This window comes from Myroides sp. WP-1 (assembly GCF_014145635.1).
Taxonomy (GTDB): Bacteria; Bacteroidota; Bacteroidia; order Flavobacteriales; family Flavobacteriaceae; genus Flavobacterium.
Genome location: NZ_JACHTC010000019.1, coordinates 1 through 13,746, shown reverse-complemented (window position 1 = coordinate 13,746; position 13,746 = coordinate 1). Strand labels below are relative to the sequence as shown.

The following is a 13,746-nucleotide window of genomic DNA, read 5'->3' as shown; positions in this document are numbered from 1 at the left end:
TGTATGAAAAATAAAAAACAAACGAATCAATCAACAGCTAATTTCAAAAGATATTTAACTATCTTTTGGTTCGGATTTTTAGGCTTAGGTGTAGCCTTAGTATTGTTCTTCCTATGTGCTTCTTGGGGTGTTTTTGGCGCAATGCCTACTTTTGATGAATTGGAAAATCCATCGAGTAATGTTGCGACTGAAATTATTTCAGAAGATGGAAAAACAATTGGAAAATTTTATTTAGAAAATCGCGTACCTGCAAAGTACGAAGATTTGCCTTCTCATTTGGTTCAAGCGTTAATCGCTACTGAGGATGAGCGTTTTTATGGACACTCGGGAATTGATGCAAGAGGAACATTACGCGCTGTTACTTCTGTAGGAAGTAGCGGAGGAGCTAGTACAATTACGCAGCAGTTGGCTAAATTGTTATTCCACGGTGAAGGGTCGCGTAACTTGGCTAAACGTATTACACAGAAAGCAAAAGAATGGGTTATTGCGGTTAAATTAGAACGCCAATATACCAAAGAGGAGATCTTAACCATGTATTTAAACAAAGCTGATTTTGTTAATAATGCGGTAGGAATCCGATCGGCTGCTAAAGTATACTTGGGAAAAGAACCCAAAGATCTAACTATTGATGAAGCAGCTATGTTAGTGGGTATGCTTCAAAATCCGGCGTATTTTAATCCTGTGCGAAGACCAGAATTGGTGCAAAAAAGACGTAATGTAGTTTTACACCAAATGGCTAAAAACGAGTTTATTACCAAAGAAGAGAGCCTGCGTTTACAAGAAGCTCCTTTGTCATTGCATTTTACTCCAGAAAGCCATAGAGAAGGAATCGCTACTTATTTTAGAGAATATTTACGTGACTATATGCGTCGTTGGGTAAAGGAAAACCCGAAAAAAGACGGAACTACATATGACATCTATAGAGATGGATTAAAAATTTACGTTTCTATTGATTCTCGTATGCAGAAATATGCAGAACAAGCGGTTCAAGAACATATCAGCAACTTGCAAGAGGAGTTCTTTATTCGACAAAAAAACAATAAAAACGCACCTTTTTATAAGATTTCAGACGCAGATACGGAAGCAATTATTATGCGTGCAATGAAAGCATCTGAACGTTGGCGTCAAATGAAAGATTTAGGAAAGTCAGAAGACGAAATCCTAAAATCTTTTAAAGTTAAAACAGAAATGCGCATCTTCTCATGGAAAGGTGAGATTGATACAGTGATGACTCCGCGAGATTCAATTTTGTATTACAAGCATTTCTTGCAAACCGGAATGATGGCGATGGAACCTCAAACAGGGCATATTAAGGCTTGGGTTGGAGGTATTAATTACAAGCACTTCCAGTATGATCACGTAGGACAAGGAGCAAGACAAGTTGGATCGGTATTTAAACCGTTTGTTTATGCAACAGCAATTGAACAATTGCATTATTCACCTTGTGATTCTATTATTGACTCTCCATTTACGATGCCGAAAGGACGTTACGGAATTGGTCAAGACTGGTCTCCACAAAACTCGAATAGAAGTTACAAAGGCATCATGACTTTGAAACAAGCATTAGCGGGATCTGTGAATACAGTAACAGCTAAATTAATGGATAAAGTTGGACCGAAAGCAGTTGTAAATATGACACGTGATTTAGGAATAACTGCAGATATCCCACAAAGTCCAGCTATTGCCTTAGGTGCAGTAGATATTACCGTAAGCGATATGGTTGCGGCTTATAGTACATTTGCCAATCAAGGAATTTACGTTAAACCAATTTTCGTTACGAGAATTGAAGATAAAAATGGAGTTGTTTTATTTAATGCAATTCCAGAAACAAAAGATGTATTGAGCAAAGATGTAGCTTATACAGTAGTGAAATTATTAGAAGGAGTTACAGAAAGTGGATCTGGGGTTCGCTTGCGTACAACATGGCAAGGACCAGGATATAAACGCGTAACAGGACACCCATACAAATTTACCAATCCTATTGCCGGTAAAACGGGTACAACACAAAATCAAAGTGATGGATGGTTTATTGGAATGGTTCCTAACTTAGCTACTGGAGTTTGGGTTGGAAATGACGATCGTGCAGCTCACTTCGATACGATGTTATATGGACAAGGAGCAACAATGGCTTTGCCAATTTGGGGCTTGTTTATGAATAAATGTTATGCCGATAAGTCATTGCATGTTTCCAAGGCCGCATTTGAAGTGCCAGAAGGATTGTCTATTCGGGTAGATTGCAGCAGAATTGTACAAGAAGCAGAAAATTCTGATGAAGAACTTGACACAAATGAATTTGATTTTTAATAGTAAAAAACGCCTTTTTTTAAAGGCGTTTTTTTTATATTTTAGAGCAGTTAATTAAACCAGAGATTATGATAAACAAAAAAGTAGCTAATGTTCAAGAAGCATTGGCTGATGTTCAAGATAATATGACGATAATGCTTGGTGGTTTTGGATTGTGTGGAATACCTGAAAACTCAATCGCAGAGCTTGTTCGCAAGAATATTAAAGGCTTAACGTGTATTTCTAACAATGCAGGAGTAGATGATTTTGGTCTAGGTTTGTTGTTGCAAAAACATCAAATTGACAAAATGATTTCTTCTTATGTGGGAGAAAATGCTGAATTTGAACGTCAAATGTTGTCTGGAGAACTTAATGTTGAGTTGACTCCACAAGGTACTTTAGCAGAAAAATGTAGAGCTGCTAAGATGGGAATTCCTGCGTTTTTTACACCAGCAGGATATGGTACGGAAGTAGCAGAAGGAAAAGAAGTGCGTGTTTTCAATGGTAAACCTCATATTTTAGAAGAAGCTTTTGATGCTGATTTTGCCATTGTAAAAGCGTGGAAAGGTGATGAAGCAGGAAATTTAATTTTCAAAGGAACTGCAAGAAACTTTAATGAATGTATGGCAGGTGCTGGTAAAATCACAGTGGCTGAGGTAGAAGAGCTTGTGCCAATTGGAACGTTAGATCCAAATGAAATCCACGTACCCGGTATTTTTGTTAAACGTATCTTTCAAGGAGAAAAATACGAGAAGAGAATTGAGCAACGTACTGTTCGTCAAAGATAACAACCAACCAATCGTTTAAAGAAATATTATGTTAGATAAAGTAGGTATTGCAAAACGCATAGCAAAAGAGTTACAAGATGGATTTTTTGTAAACTTGGGTATTGGTATTCCAACACTTGTTGCTAATTATGTACCAGAAGGAATGAATGTTGATTTTCAAAGTGAAAACGGCGTTTTAGGGATGGGACCTTTCCCTTACGAAGGAGAAGAAGATCCAGACCTAATTAATGCAGGAAAACAAACGATAACAACCTTACCAGGGGCGTCGTTCTTTGATTCGTCAACGAGTTTTGGAATGATCAGAGGAAAACACGTAGACTTGACAATTTTAGGGGCAATGGAAGTTTCTGAAAGTGGAGATATTGCCAATTGGAAAATCCCTGGAAAAATGGTTAAAGGTATGGGTGGAGCAATGGATTTAGTTGCTTCTGCAGAAAATATCATTGTTGCCATGATGCACGTTAACAAAGCGGGAGAATCTAAAATTTTAAAAAAATGTAGCTTGCCTTTAACAGGGGTAGGTTGTGTGAAGAAAATCGTTACCGAACTTGCTGTAATGGAAGTTACGGCTAATGGAATTAAACTATTAGAAAGAGCACCAGGTGTATCTGTTGAAGATATTGTCAAAGCAACGGAAGTTGAATTGATTATTGAAGGGAATATCCCTGAAATGATTTTAGATTAAAAAAAGGAGGTTTTTTAAACCTCCTTTTTTTATATTTTCTGGTATGCAATTCCCGTTTGTAAAGCTATTTTAGTGCCCTCAATTTTTCGATGTGTTTTATCGTCATTTGCCCCCAATGGAGGTAAAGTTAAGCCTAGTTCTTCCGCTTCTCTACTATAATAATCGAAACGATCTTTATAATGAGGCGAAACTAAATTGTAGACCTCGTTTGTCGTAAAGCTGCCTCCTAAAAGAGCGGTTGTAAATTGGATAATATCGTTGAGGTGTATCATGTTAATTGGCATAGCAGGATTGTCAAGTATACCGCGATTTACAATGTAGCGAACAGGTTTTCGATCAGGACCAAATAACCCACCTAAACGCAAGATATAACTAGTCAATTCACGAGTAGACTGCAATACTTCTTCTGCTTCTACAATCTGTTTGCTTGTTGGATCTTGGCTGTATGCAGTGCTAGATTCCGTGATAACCGTTTCGCTAGGCTCATATACAGAAACCGAACTCATCATCATTACTTTCTTTACTTTATTTTGAATTAGGTAAGGAATAAGACGCTTAAAACTTGTTTGATACAACGTGCTCTCTTCACCTCTAATTGGAGGAATTGTAATAACTAAAACTTCAATATTTGAAAGGAAAGCGTTGATTTCATCGTCATTTGGATGTTGTAAATCCACAAGATAAGGATCAATACCCTGTGCTTTTAGTTCGTCTAATTTACTTGGACTTGTTGTAGATCCTTTGACGATATAGTTCGTTTGGAGGAGGTGTTGACTCAGGTGTAACCCCAACCAACCACAACCGAGTATTCCAATTGTTTTCATTTGTTGTATTTTTTTACTATCAAAAGCTAAAATTAAACATTTCTTTTGGGTGTGTAGATTAATCTGTTGATATTTGAATTTATAAATTTCAGTAGCCATGAAAAAATTCGTATTGTCTATGATGACTTTACTTCTTATAGGCGGGAGTTTTAATACTCAAGCACAAGAAGTAGAAAAGCAAATTGTTATAAAAGACAGAAAAAATAGTCTGGAACAACAGAAGAAACCTTATGTGATCCTCGTTTCTTTAGATGGTTTTCGCCATGATTATATTGATAAGTATCAAGCGGAAACACTAGGTAAAATCGGATTTAAGGGAACACGAGCAAAATCGTTAGTTCCTTCTTATCCTTCGGTTACTTTCCCAAACCATTACTCTATTGTTACCGGATTATACCCTGGACATCACGGGTTAGTTGGGAATAACATGTATGATCGATCAACAGGAGATCGATATTCATTAGGAAATGAAAAAGCAGTTACCAATGCGAAGTGGTATGGTGGAACTCCACTATGGGTATTAGCAGAACAACAAGGAATGCTAAGTGCTTGTTACTATTGGCCAGGATCGGAAGCCGCTATCCAAGAAACATTGCCAACGTATTACTATAAGTATTCTGAGAAAAGTAGTATCGATAGTCGTTTAAACCAAGTTGAAAAATGGTTAAACTTACCAGAAGAGGAGCGCCCTCACTTTATTACGTTCTATATGCCTGATGTTGATCATGCGGGTCACCAATACGGACCTGATGCTCCAGAAACGGAAAAAGCAGTTTTTGAGGTGGATCAAGCAATGAAAAAATTATTAATGATCGTTGAAAACACACCATTGCCAATTAATCTAATAGTTGTTTCGGATCATGGAATGTTAGAGCTTGATCAAGAGACATTATTACAGTTGCCAATCAAGATTGAAGAAAAAGAAGTTTCAGTAGCATCAAATGGAACTTATGTAAGTCTTTTCGTTCATCAACAAAAGGATATTAAGAAGTATTATGATGAGATCAAAAAGACAATGGATCCGAAACTGATGCAGGTATATCTAAAGGGTGAATTGCCAAAAGAATTCCATTTCTCTGGCAAAGATGATCGATTTGATAGAGTAGGTGACATTGTGTTAACTGCAAATCCTCCTTATTATTTTACGAATAAACCATTAGCAGGTAGTCATGGTTTTGATCCAAATGTAGTAAATGAAATGCATGCTATTTTTGTGGCTGCAGGACCAAATATTCGTGAAAATAATAAAGTAGATTCATTCGAAAATGTATTGGTTTATCCAATTATTGCAAAAATTCTTGACTTGAAGGTCGATTATGAAAAAATTGATGGAGATAAAAGAGTTATAAAAGAAGTTGTAAAATAAGATAAAGCTTATCCATAAAAAAAAACTCGATCTGATGAAGATCGAGTTTTTTTATGGTTTAAAATTGGTATCCAAAACCTAAGTTCAAATAGATGTTGTGCATACTAAATGAAATAGCATCAAAATCTTTATCTAAAAGGCCGTTGAACCCGTAGGTAACATCGCCAAAGAGAAAGAAGTTTTGATTGAGCTTCCACTCAGCTCCAATTTGAGTTCCCCATTGGAATTTATTCACATTATTGGAAAAATCATAATCAGCTTTCTTACCATCTTCAAAGATTAATTTTTGTCCTGTGGGATTCGTTTGTCTTAGATAACCATCGTATACATACCCATCAAAAGACTGATCAATTGCCGTGGAGAAGTATAATCCTCCATAGACATTCCATTGCTTGTTGATGTTATAGGTTGCAAGGACAGGAAAAGTTAAATAAGTATTGCGAATTTCCGTTTTAACATCCCCTGTGAAATGACCTTTTACATGTGCACCATTATAGTTGATCTCCGTGATGTAATCTTTCACTCTAGCATCTGTTTTCATTCCTTTTCCTTCCACTCGAATTCCAAGGCGAACACCCCATTTTTGTTCATCCGAAAACCATTTGGTCACATTGGCTTCCATCCCTAATTGCATAGTGGGGTTATAGCTTTTTACTTTGCGGATCTCACGAGGTAATCCCAAAGGAGCTGCTCCTCCAATACTAAATTGAGAACGAACTTGATAGGTGACGTTCTCGTTAAAAAAATGCGATGATTTTGCCTCTTCTTCTTGAGCATAGGTCGATAATGCTAAAGGAAATAACAAGATCGTATATAGATATTTAAAGTTCATTGCTGTGTAATTAAATTAGTTTTTTAAAATCTCAACTTCATCAATGTAAAGTGTGCTTCCAATGGCTCCATTAAAAAGACTGCCTTCTTCACTTGAGGAGAAAACAATGGCTAATTTGTATTTTTTGTGTGGATCATAGTGTTTCCCTTCAACATAGGTAAACGGAATTTCAAACAAAGTCCATGTATTTGTTTCTTTTTTTAATGTGTCAGGAACACGAGCAATGGAAACAATCTTTTCATCAACAAAGTCGTGATCACCATATAGAAATTCATTTGTATTTGCTTCAAATAGAATAGCGTACGCATCCCAGCGATCTTCTGTTAGTTTGTTTTTATCTGGATTGTTTACTTGGAAATCTTTTCCTCTTGTGTACTTAAAGAATCCTCTGAATACTGTTGGTTCATAGTTGAAATCAAGACCAAATTTGGTTCCTTTTAAAGGTTTTGAAACAGCGGTTGCTAAATCAAATTCGCCCAAAAATAAATTTCCAGCGGCTAATGGACTTCCCATCATTGGACCTAGTGGCTCTGTAGATAAGGTTGTTAATTTCATACCGTGACCCACAAAACCGTCTGGAATTACGGAAGTAGGGAAATCGCTTGGTTTTTTAGGATTATCGGGATTACCATCAGTCATGGCAAATCCTTGATTTCCGTTTGCCCATATAAACTCTTCTTTCTCTACCCCCTTATCATCTAGAAGAATATCATAAAGAACATGATAGTAGTCGTTTCCGTAGAAACCACCCGCTATTTCTTTGAATAGTTCAAAGTTGTAAATTGTCGAAATTTCAGCATTGGTAAAGTCAATCGTATAAATTTTACTCCATGTTTTGCTTTCTGAAGTAACTCTATAAATTAAAGGTCCATTACTGAAATCTCTTACAGTTCCACTTGGAGGGATAATTGTAGCTCCTGGGGTAAGGGTAAATTCAGGAGCAATTTGAGTTAAGTCAAGCGATTTTGAAACACGAAAGGTTACTTTGTCATTACTAACGATCGGAGCTGTTAGTAAAAATTCTTGATTGATAGTAGCCGTTTCAATATCTGCTTCTGCATTTAAGGCTTCATCTTTGATACAAGATGAAAAAAGTAGCCCTATCGACAGCGATAGGGATAAGAAAAAATAGTTGTTTCTCATCATTGAAAGTAGTTTTTATAATGTTTGGGTAACGTTTTATTATTCTTAGCGTAACCCTATATTACAAATTTACTTTATATTGTTGAGAATTATCGTTTTTTGCTTTTTAGTTGTTTATATTGTGATTTTTAGTGCTTAAAATGAATGAAATTGTTATATAAATTTCATCCTATTAAGATAAAACTGTGTTTTTATAGCAAAATCATTTAAAACAAATTGAATAATTGCAATTACTCAGTAGTTTTAGTTCTTCTTTGTGTACTATTCGTCGATAGGGCATTTAAAATTGATATCCAAAACCAATGTTTACATATATACTGTACATATTGAACGTAATAGCTTCGAAATCTTTTTTAAATAGGTTATTAAGTCCCCAATTCAGATCTGAAAACAGGCGAAAGTGCTCATCCATTTTGTATTCAAAACCTATTTCTGTTCCCCATTGAAAGCGATTGAGATCAGCAGAAAAATCATATTCTCCTTTACCGCCATTATTAAACTCAACAGGGGTACCTATAGGATTGCCTTCTCTTAAAACACCTTCATATACATAGCCTGTGAAGTCTTTGTCAATTAAACCAGAAAAGTAAAAACCGCCGTAGACATTCCATTTCTCATTTGCTTGATAGACCGCAAGAACAGGAAATGTTATATAGGAGTTTTTCATTTTAGTCTTTACATTTCCAGTAAAGTAACCTTTGGTTTGTTTTCCGGCTTCTCCATCGATTTGCGTGTAGTAATTTTTTACCCGTGCATCGGTTCGCATTCCTCGGCCTTCAAAGCGCAATCCCGTTCGTATTCCCCAGATTTGGTCATCAGAAAGCCATTTGGTTGCGTTAACTTCTAATCCTAACTGTAAAGTTGGATTGTAGCTATTTATTTCGCGTATTTGTGCAGGTATACCCAATGGTGTACTGCCTCCAATACTAAATTGTGCACGGGCTTGATAGGTTGTGTTTTTCGTGAAAAAGGCAACAAAATTGGCTGTCTTTTCCTCTTGTTGGACGGTTATTGGAGTTGATTGTGCCCAAAGGCTGTTTGGTTGTGCAAGAAGACAAACCAACAGTAAAGTAAGAGAGAGGATGCGATTATTCTTTTTCATAAACTAATTCTATTTCATCAACTAACAAGGTACTTCCAATAGCGCCTTTAAATGCCGCGCCATCAATACTAGAAGTCATAACAAGGGCAATCATATAGTTTTTGTTTGGATCATAAGACTTGCCAGCAACCATTTCAAATGGAAAATTAAAAGTACTCCACGTGTTCGTTTCTAGGCGATCTTGTTGTGGAATTCTTGCTATGGCTACGTTTCTCGGGTCCTCAAAATTGTGATCTCCAGTTAAAAAATTATCTTTTTTCTGTAATTCAAAGATGATGGCGTAAATATCAAAGGAATCCTTCGCGCCTACGACTTCTTTGAAGTGTTCATCAGTAACAACTTCGCCAGCAGTATATTTGTAAACACCTCTTACCTTAGAGGGTAATGCTTCTGTGTAAGGCAATCCGAATCGCGTTGATTTTAGTGTGTTAAAAGGATTGAGTTTAAACTGTCCTAAAAATAAATTTCCTGCAGCTATAGGGTTTCCCGTACCTGCAGCGAAACTTGAAGTGTATACCGTTTGCATTTTAACGGCTAATCCTCCTTGTCGTCCCGGAACAGCCGCGGTAGGATAGTCCTCTGGTGGAGTAGAACCCGCAATTGTAGCATAACCTTGATTTCCACTGTCCCAATCGTAAATTTTTTCTCCATTAGAACCTATCTCATAAAAGCGATAATAGCGATCTCTATCCGTCAATTCTGCGTTGTTGAAATTGTAAAACGTACTTAATTCATCGCTCGTAAAGCTGACTAGATACGTTTTCTTCCAACGTTTATCTTGTGCAGTAACGACTACTTCTTGTGCGGTCGTGAAATCACGAGTTACCCCATTGGGTGGATCCATGGTCGCGTTGGGAGAAATGATGAAAAAAGGAGTTTGCTTTTCTAAGTTAATATTAGACTTTACGCGAAATTCAACAGAGGTATTCGTGATAATGGGATCCATCTTCAAATATTCTGTCGGAATATAAGCTTCCAATATATCTGCATTTGTATCTAGTTCTTCGTCTTTGATACAACTAGTACACGCTAGGCCAAATCCTATCAAAAAGAGGAAAACGCTGTTCTTCATAGCGGGGGTTTATTTAATATGCGATTTAATTTCACAACTACCTTGCCAAGGGCAGTCGTTTTGTTATTTGCAGTAGGAAATATACTACTATTTTGGTTTTAAAAATGTGTTTTATTTTGTGTTTTTTTGTCATATACTGTGATTTTTTGATAAAAAACAAGAAGAATAGAAGGGGTGGTTGTTTTTCAACAGAAGAATTAAAAAACAACAAGAATCTGCAATATGGTGCAGAAAAGGGATTTTAGCGCAGGCGTTGAACCAAAATTGGCTCATTTTTACTTTATTTTGGACGATAATAGTATATTTGTTTGATTGTAAATAAGCTGTATGAAAATCAGAGGTTTAATAGGGTTGTTATTTTTTGTGGTTACAAGTCTTTGTGCACAAGAAAATCAAAAGTGGAATAGCTATTTTTCTTATAAAGAATTAGTTGCACTTACAAAAGGGAAGGATGTTGTTTTTGGAGCAACTCCATCTGCTTTGTTGCGCTATAATGTAAATAGCAATAGTGTTGAAGTTTACAATTCGATTAGTGGGTTAAAAACCAATACCATCACGGCTCTTTATTTTAGTGAAGTTCATCAAAAAGTATTGATTGGAAATGAAGATGGAAGTTTGCTTGTTTACGACTTGAAAAGCGATCGTATTCGAACGATTTTAGATATCAAGAACAAACCTAGCTTACAACAAATTGAGCGTAGAATTAATGCTTTTTTAGAGGTAAAAGGAGAAATATATATTGCCACTAATTATGGTATCAGCCTTTTTAATCTCAACAATAACACTTTTGGCGATAGTTACTATATTGGTCAAAATGGCAAGAATATTGCGGTAAAGGATATCATAGCTACTGATGTAGACTTATTCGCTATTACAGTTGAGGGAGTGAAACAAATTACATTACAGAACACTAATAAGGTAGACTACAGACAGTGGGACACTTGGGAAAACACTAAAACGTGGGAACGAGGCTACGTCTTGGGTCGCAAGATTTATTTAAGTGCAAAAGAAGATGCTACTTTGTATCGATTGATTCAATCACAACAAATCACTGCAGTAGCACAGGTGGATCAACCGATAGTAAAATTTAATGTCAATGAAGAGGGAAAATTAATAGTGCTTACTTCGTCTAAGTTATTTGAATTATATGCCGAAAACCAACTAGTAGAACTGCTTAGCCAATCTGATCTTATTGATGCGGTTGCGGTAAATGGTAGCTATTACTTAGGGAGTAACTACCAAGGCTTGATTCAATGGAACAAAAACGGCTCTCGTGAGTCACTTTCACCTGATGGCCCCGAATCCAATCGCGTTTTCTCGTTACTTGCTACACGTGCTGGAACTTGGTTTATCAGTGGTGGGTACGATAAAAACACCTACAACCCTTATGTTCCCACTTTGACAGCGAGGGGACTAAGTTATTTTAACAAGAAAAAAGGATGGGAGTTTATTTCGTTTAGTCAATTGAAAGAAGCACGTGCACTAACCTATGCCACGCTGAATCCCAAAAATGAAAATGAATTATACGTTGGGTCCTATCATTCAGGATTGTTGCAAATTAAATTGAAAAGTCAAGCTCTTCAAGATAGCGAAGTAACCTTGTGGAACCATGAAAATACTGGGACAACAGGATTAGAAAATTTAGAAATTGATCCTAACAATTCCAATTTACCAGCGGGTTATGCCAGTGTTCGCGTCAATGGAGTGGTTTTCGATAAGCAAGGAAAGCTGTGGGTGACTAATAACTTTGTGCGTAGTGCCTTAAAGAGTAAAGACGCCAATAATAAATGGGAATCCTACAATACGTCTGCCGTTATGTTTGATTATAAAAGAGGAAATTATGGGCGATTAGTTGTCGATAAAAACAACACCAAATGGATACCCTCACTAGAAGATGGGTTGCTTGTTTTCAACGAAACGAAAAACAATCGATTGACCTCTTTAGGAACCGATTCGGGTACACTACCCTCAGATAACGTAAGTGCGATTGCCCTAGATAAAAATAACCAATTATGGATTGGAACAAACAAAGGATTGCGCGTCATTCAGAATGTCAATCAGTTTTTACAGACTTCTGCTCTCAAACCAGTAAATATTGTAATTGAAGAAAATGGAATTGGAGAAGAATTGTTCTATCAACAGTATATTACGAAGATTGAAGTAGATGGAGCTAATCGAAAATGGGTGGCTATTGCTGATGCAGGAGTATTCTTAGTGTCTGCAACAGGGAAAGAAATAATCTACCATTTTACAAAAGACAATTCACCTTTACCCAGTAATACCATCAATGATATTGCAGCTGATCCGATAGCTGGAGAAATCTTCTTCGCTACTGATCTCGGTGTTGTTTCTTTTATGGCAGATACTTCTGAAGGACAAGATACCAATAGTTCGTTTTATGCTTACCCAAATCCCGTTCGACCAGAATATTTAGGTGAAGTACGCATCGTTGGATTAATGGATCGCTCTGTAGTTAAGATTACGGATATTGAAGGTAATTTAGTTTTTGAGACCACGTCCAATGGCGGTACAGTTATTTGGGATACGCATGCCTTTAATGGGAAGAGAGTTGGATCAGGAGTGTATTTGATTATGGTATCTTCCGATGATCACAGCAATACAAAAGTGAAAAAATTAATGATCATTCGCTAATGATTATACAAACCAAAGCGATCGTGTTACAAGCGATCAAATACCAAGATAAAAGTTTAATTGTCAAATGCTTGACAGAAGAAGTTGGGATTCAAACTTTTTTTGTTCGCAACGCTTTTTCCAAAGGGAAAAATGCACCGAAAATAGCGTATTTTCAACCTTTAATGTTGTTAGATGTTACGTTTGCTTTTAAGAATAAAGGGGGAATGGAGTATTTTAAGGAGATAAAAGTAGATCAAGTCTATCAGACGATTTACTATGATTTTTCCAAAAATAGCATTGCACTTTTTGTCAGTGAAATCTTGAGTATGATAGTTAGTGAACAAGAGCGAGACAAACAGTTTTATGCCTTTGTAGAGACTGCCTTGCTGTGGTTAGATACCCATGAAGAAACAGCTAACTTTCATTTGTTGTTGTTAGTCGAATTGACGAAATATCTCGGCTTTTATCCTGATGTATCAGAAGTAACTTGCCATTATTTTGATTGGTATGAAGGAGTTTTTACTGATATTCACGTGGCCAATTGTTTTGATGCAGAAGAAACATTTTTACTGAAGCGCTTATTGCAACTGGGCTTTGACTCGGATCAAAAAGTGTTTTCTTCTCGCGATAGAAAAACGCTGTTAACCCTATTGATGAAGTACTATGAAGTTCACTTTACCGCTTTTAAAAAACCAAAATCGTTGGAAGTGTTGAAGGAGGTATTTGCGTGAGGTTTGCTCATCTCACCATCTCACCATCACCTCACCTCACCTCACCATCTCACCGCCTCACCATCTCATCATCTCATCACCTTACCATCTCACCATCTCACCATCTCACCATCTCACCATCTCATCACCTCACCATCTCATCACCTCACCATCTCATCACCTCACCATCTCATCACCTCACCATCTCACCATCTCATCATCTCATCATCTCATCACCTCATCACCTCACCGTCTCACCAAAAAAACAACCATCCAATCTCACAAACAACAAAAAACAGTCAATTTT

General features: G+C 36.7%; 11 protein-coding genes. 6 read left to right on the top strand and 5 right to left on the bottom strand.

The genetic code is table 11. The features are described from left to right. The first annotated feature begins 3 nt into the window (after window positions 1-3). From H4K33_RS13970 to H4K33_RS13960, 3 genes are all read left to right on the top strand, one after another. A complete protein-coding gene (locus tag H4K33_RS13970; protein WP_182650042.1) occupies window positions 4-2,304 on the top strand; it encodes a penicillin-binding protein 1A in 2,301 nt (766 codons plus the stop codon). A gap of 68 nt (window positions 2,305-2,372) precedes the next feature. Beyond that, window positions 2,373-3,071: a CoA transferase subunit A gene (locus H4K33_RS13965; RefSeq protein WP_060874623.1), complete on the top strand. Its 699-nt coding sequence runs from the start codon at window positions 2,373-2,375 to the stop codon at window positions 3,069-3,071. Between the two features lie 28 nt (window positions 3,072-3,099). Further along, window positions 3,100-3,756, top strand: a complete 657-nt coding sequence (locus tag H4K33_RS13960; protein ID WP_182650040.1) for a CoA transferase subunit B — start codon at window positions 3,100-3,102, stop codon at window positions 3,754-3,756. Between the two features lie 29 nt (window positions 3,757-3,785). Here H4K33_RS13960 and H4K33_RS13955 read toward each other — a convergent pair whose 3' ends face one another. After that, the gene (locus H4K33_RS13955) at window positions 3,786-4,580 is read right to left on the bottom strand and encodes an NAD(P)H-binding protein (RefSeq protein ID WP_182650038.1); all 795 of its coding nucleotides are present in this window, start codon (window positions 4,578-4,580) and stop codon (window positions 3,786-3,788) included. 97 nt (window positions 4,581-4,677) lie between these two features. On the opposite strand from H4K33_RS13955, the gene H4K33_RS13950 reads away from it, so the two are divergent. Continuing rightward, window positions 4,678-5,946, top strand: a complete 1,269-nt coding sequence (locus H4K33_RS13950; protein WP_182650036.1) for an ectonucleotide pyrophosphatase/phosphodiesterase — start codon at window positions 4,678-4,680, stop codon at window positions 5,944-5,946. Between the two features lie 58 nt (window positions 5,947-6,004). Here the strand turns inward: H4K33_RS13950 and H4K33_RS13945 are convergent, their stop codons facing one another. The 4 genes from H4K33_RS13945 to H4K33_RS13930 all read right to left on the bottom strand — a co-directional run bounded on the left by H4K33_RS13945 (window position 6,005) and on the right by H4K33_RS13930 (window position 10,095). Beyond that, window positions 6,005-6,778, bottom strand: a complete 774-nt coding sequence (locus H4K33_RS13945; RefSeq protein WP_182650034.1) for a porin family protein — start codon at window positions 6,776-6,778, stop codon at window positions 6,005-6,007. A gap of 15 nt (window positions 6,779-6,793) precedes the next feature. Beyond that, window positions 6,794-7,924, bottom strand: coding sequence for a PCMD domain-containing protein (locus H4K33_RS13940; RefSeq protein ID WP_182650032.1), 1,131 nt, complete (start codon window positions 7,922-7,924; stop codon window positions 6,794-6,796). A gap of 277 nt (window positions 7,925-8,201) precedes the next feature. Then, the gene (locus tag H4K33_RS13935; RefSeq protein ID WP_182650030.1) at window positions 8,202-9,023 is read right to left on the bottom strand and encodes a porin family protein; all 822 of its coding nucleotides are present in this window, start codon (window positions 9,021-9,023) and stop codon (window positions 8,202-8,204) included. Continuing rightward, on the bottom strand, window positions 9,010-10,095 hold the full coding sequence (locus H4K33_RS13930; protein WP_182650028.1) for a PCMD domain-containing protein: 1,086 nt from the start codon (window positions 10,093-10,095) through the stop codon (window positions 9,010-9,012). The genes H4K33_RS13935 and H4K33_RS13930 overlap by 14 nt, the downstream gene beginning before the upstream one ends. 327 nt (window positions 10,096-10,422) lie before the next feature. On the opposite strand from H4K33_RS13930, the gene H4K33_RS13925 reads away from it, so the two are divergent. After that, window positions 10,423-12,747, top strand: a complete 2,325-nt coding sequence (locus H4K33_RS13925; RefSeq protein ID WP_182650026.1) for a two-component regulator propeller domain-containing protein — start codon at window positions 10,423-10,425, stop codon at window positions 12,745-12,747. Next, entirely contained in the window at window positions 12,747-13,460 is a 714-nt protein-coding gene (recO, locus tag H4K33_RS13920) for a DNA repair protein RecO (protein WP_182650024.1), read from the top strand. The genes H4K33_RS13925 and recO overlap by 1 nt, the downstream gene beginning before the upstream one ends. Window positions 13,461-13,746 lie beyond the last annotated feature (286 nt).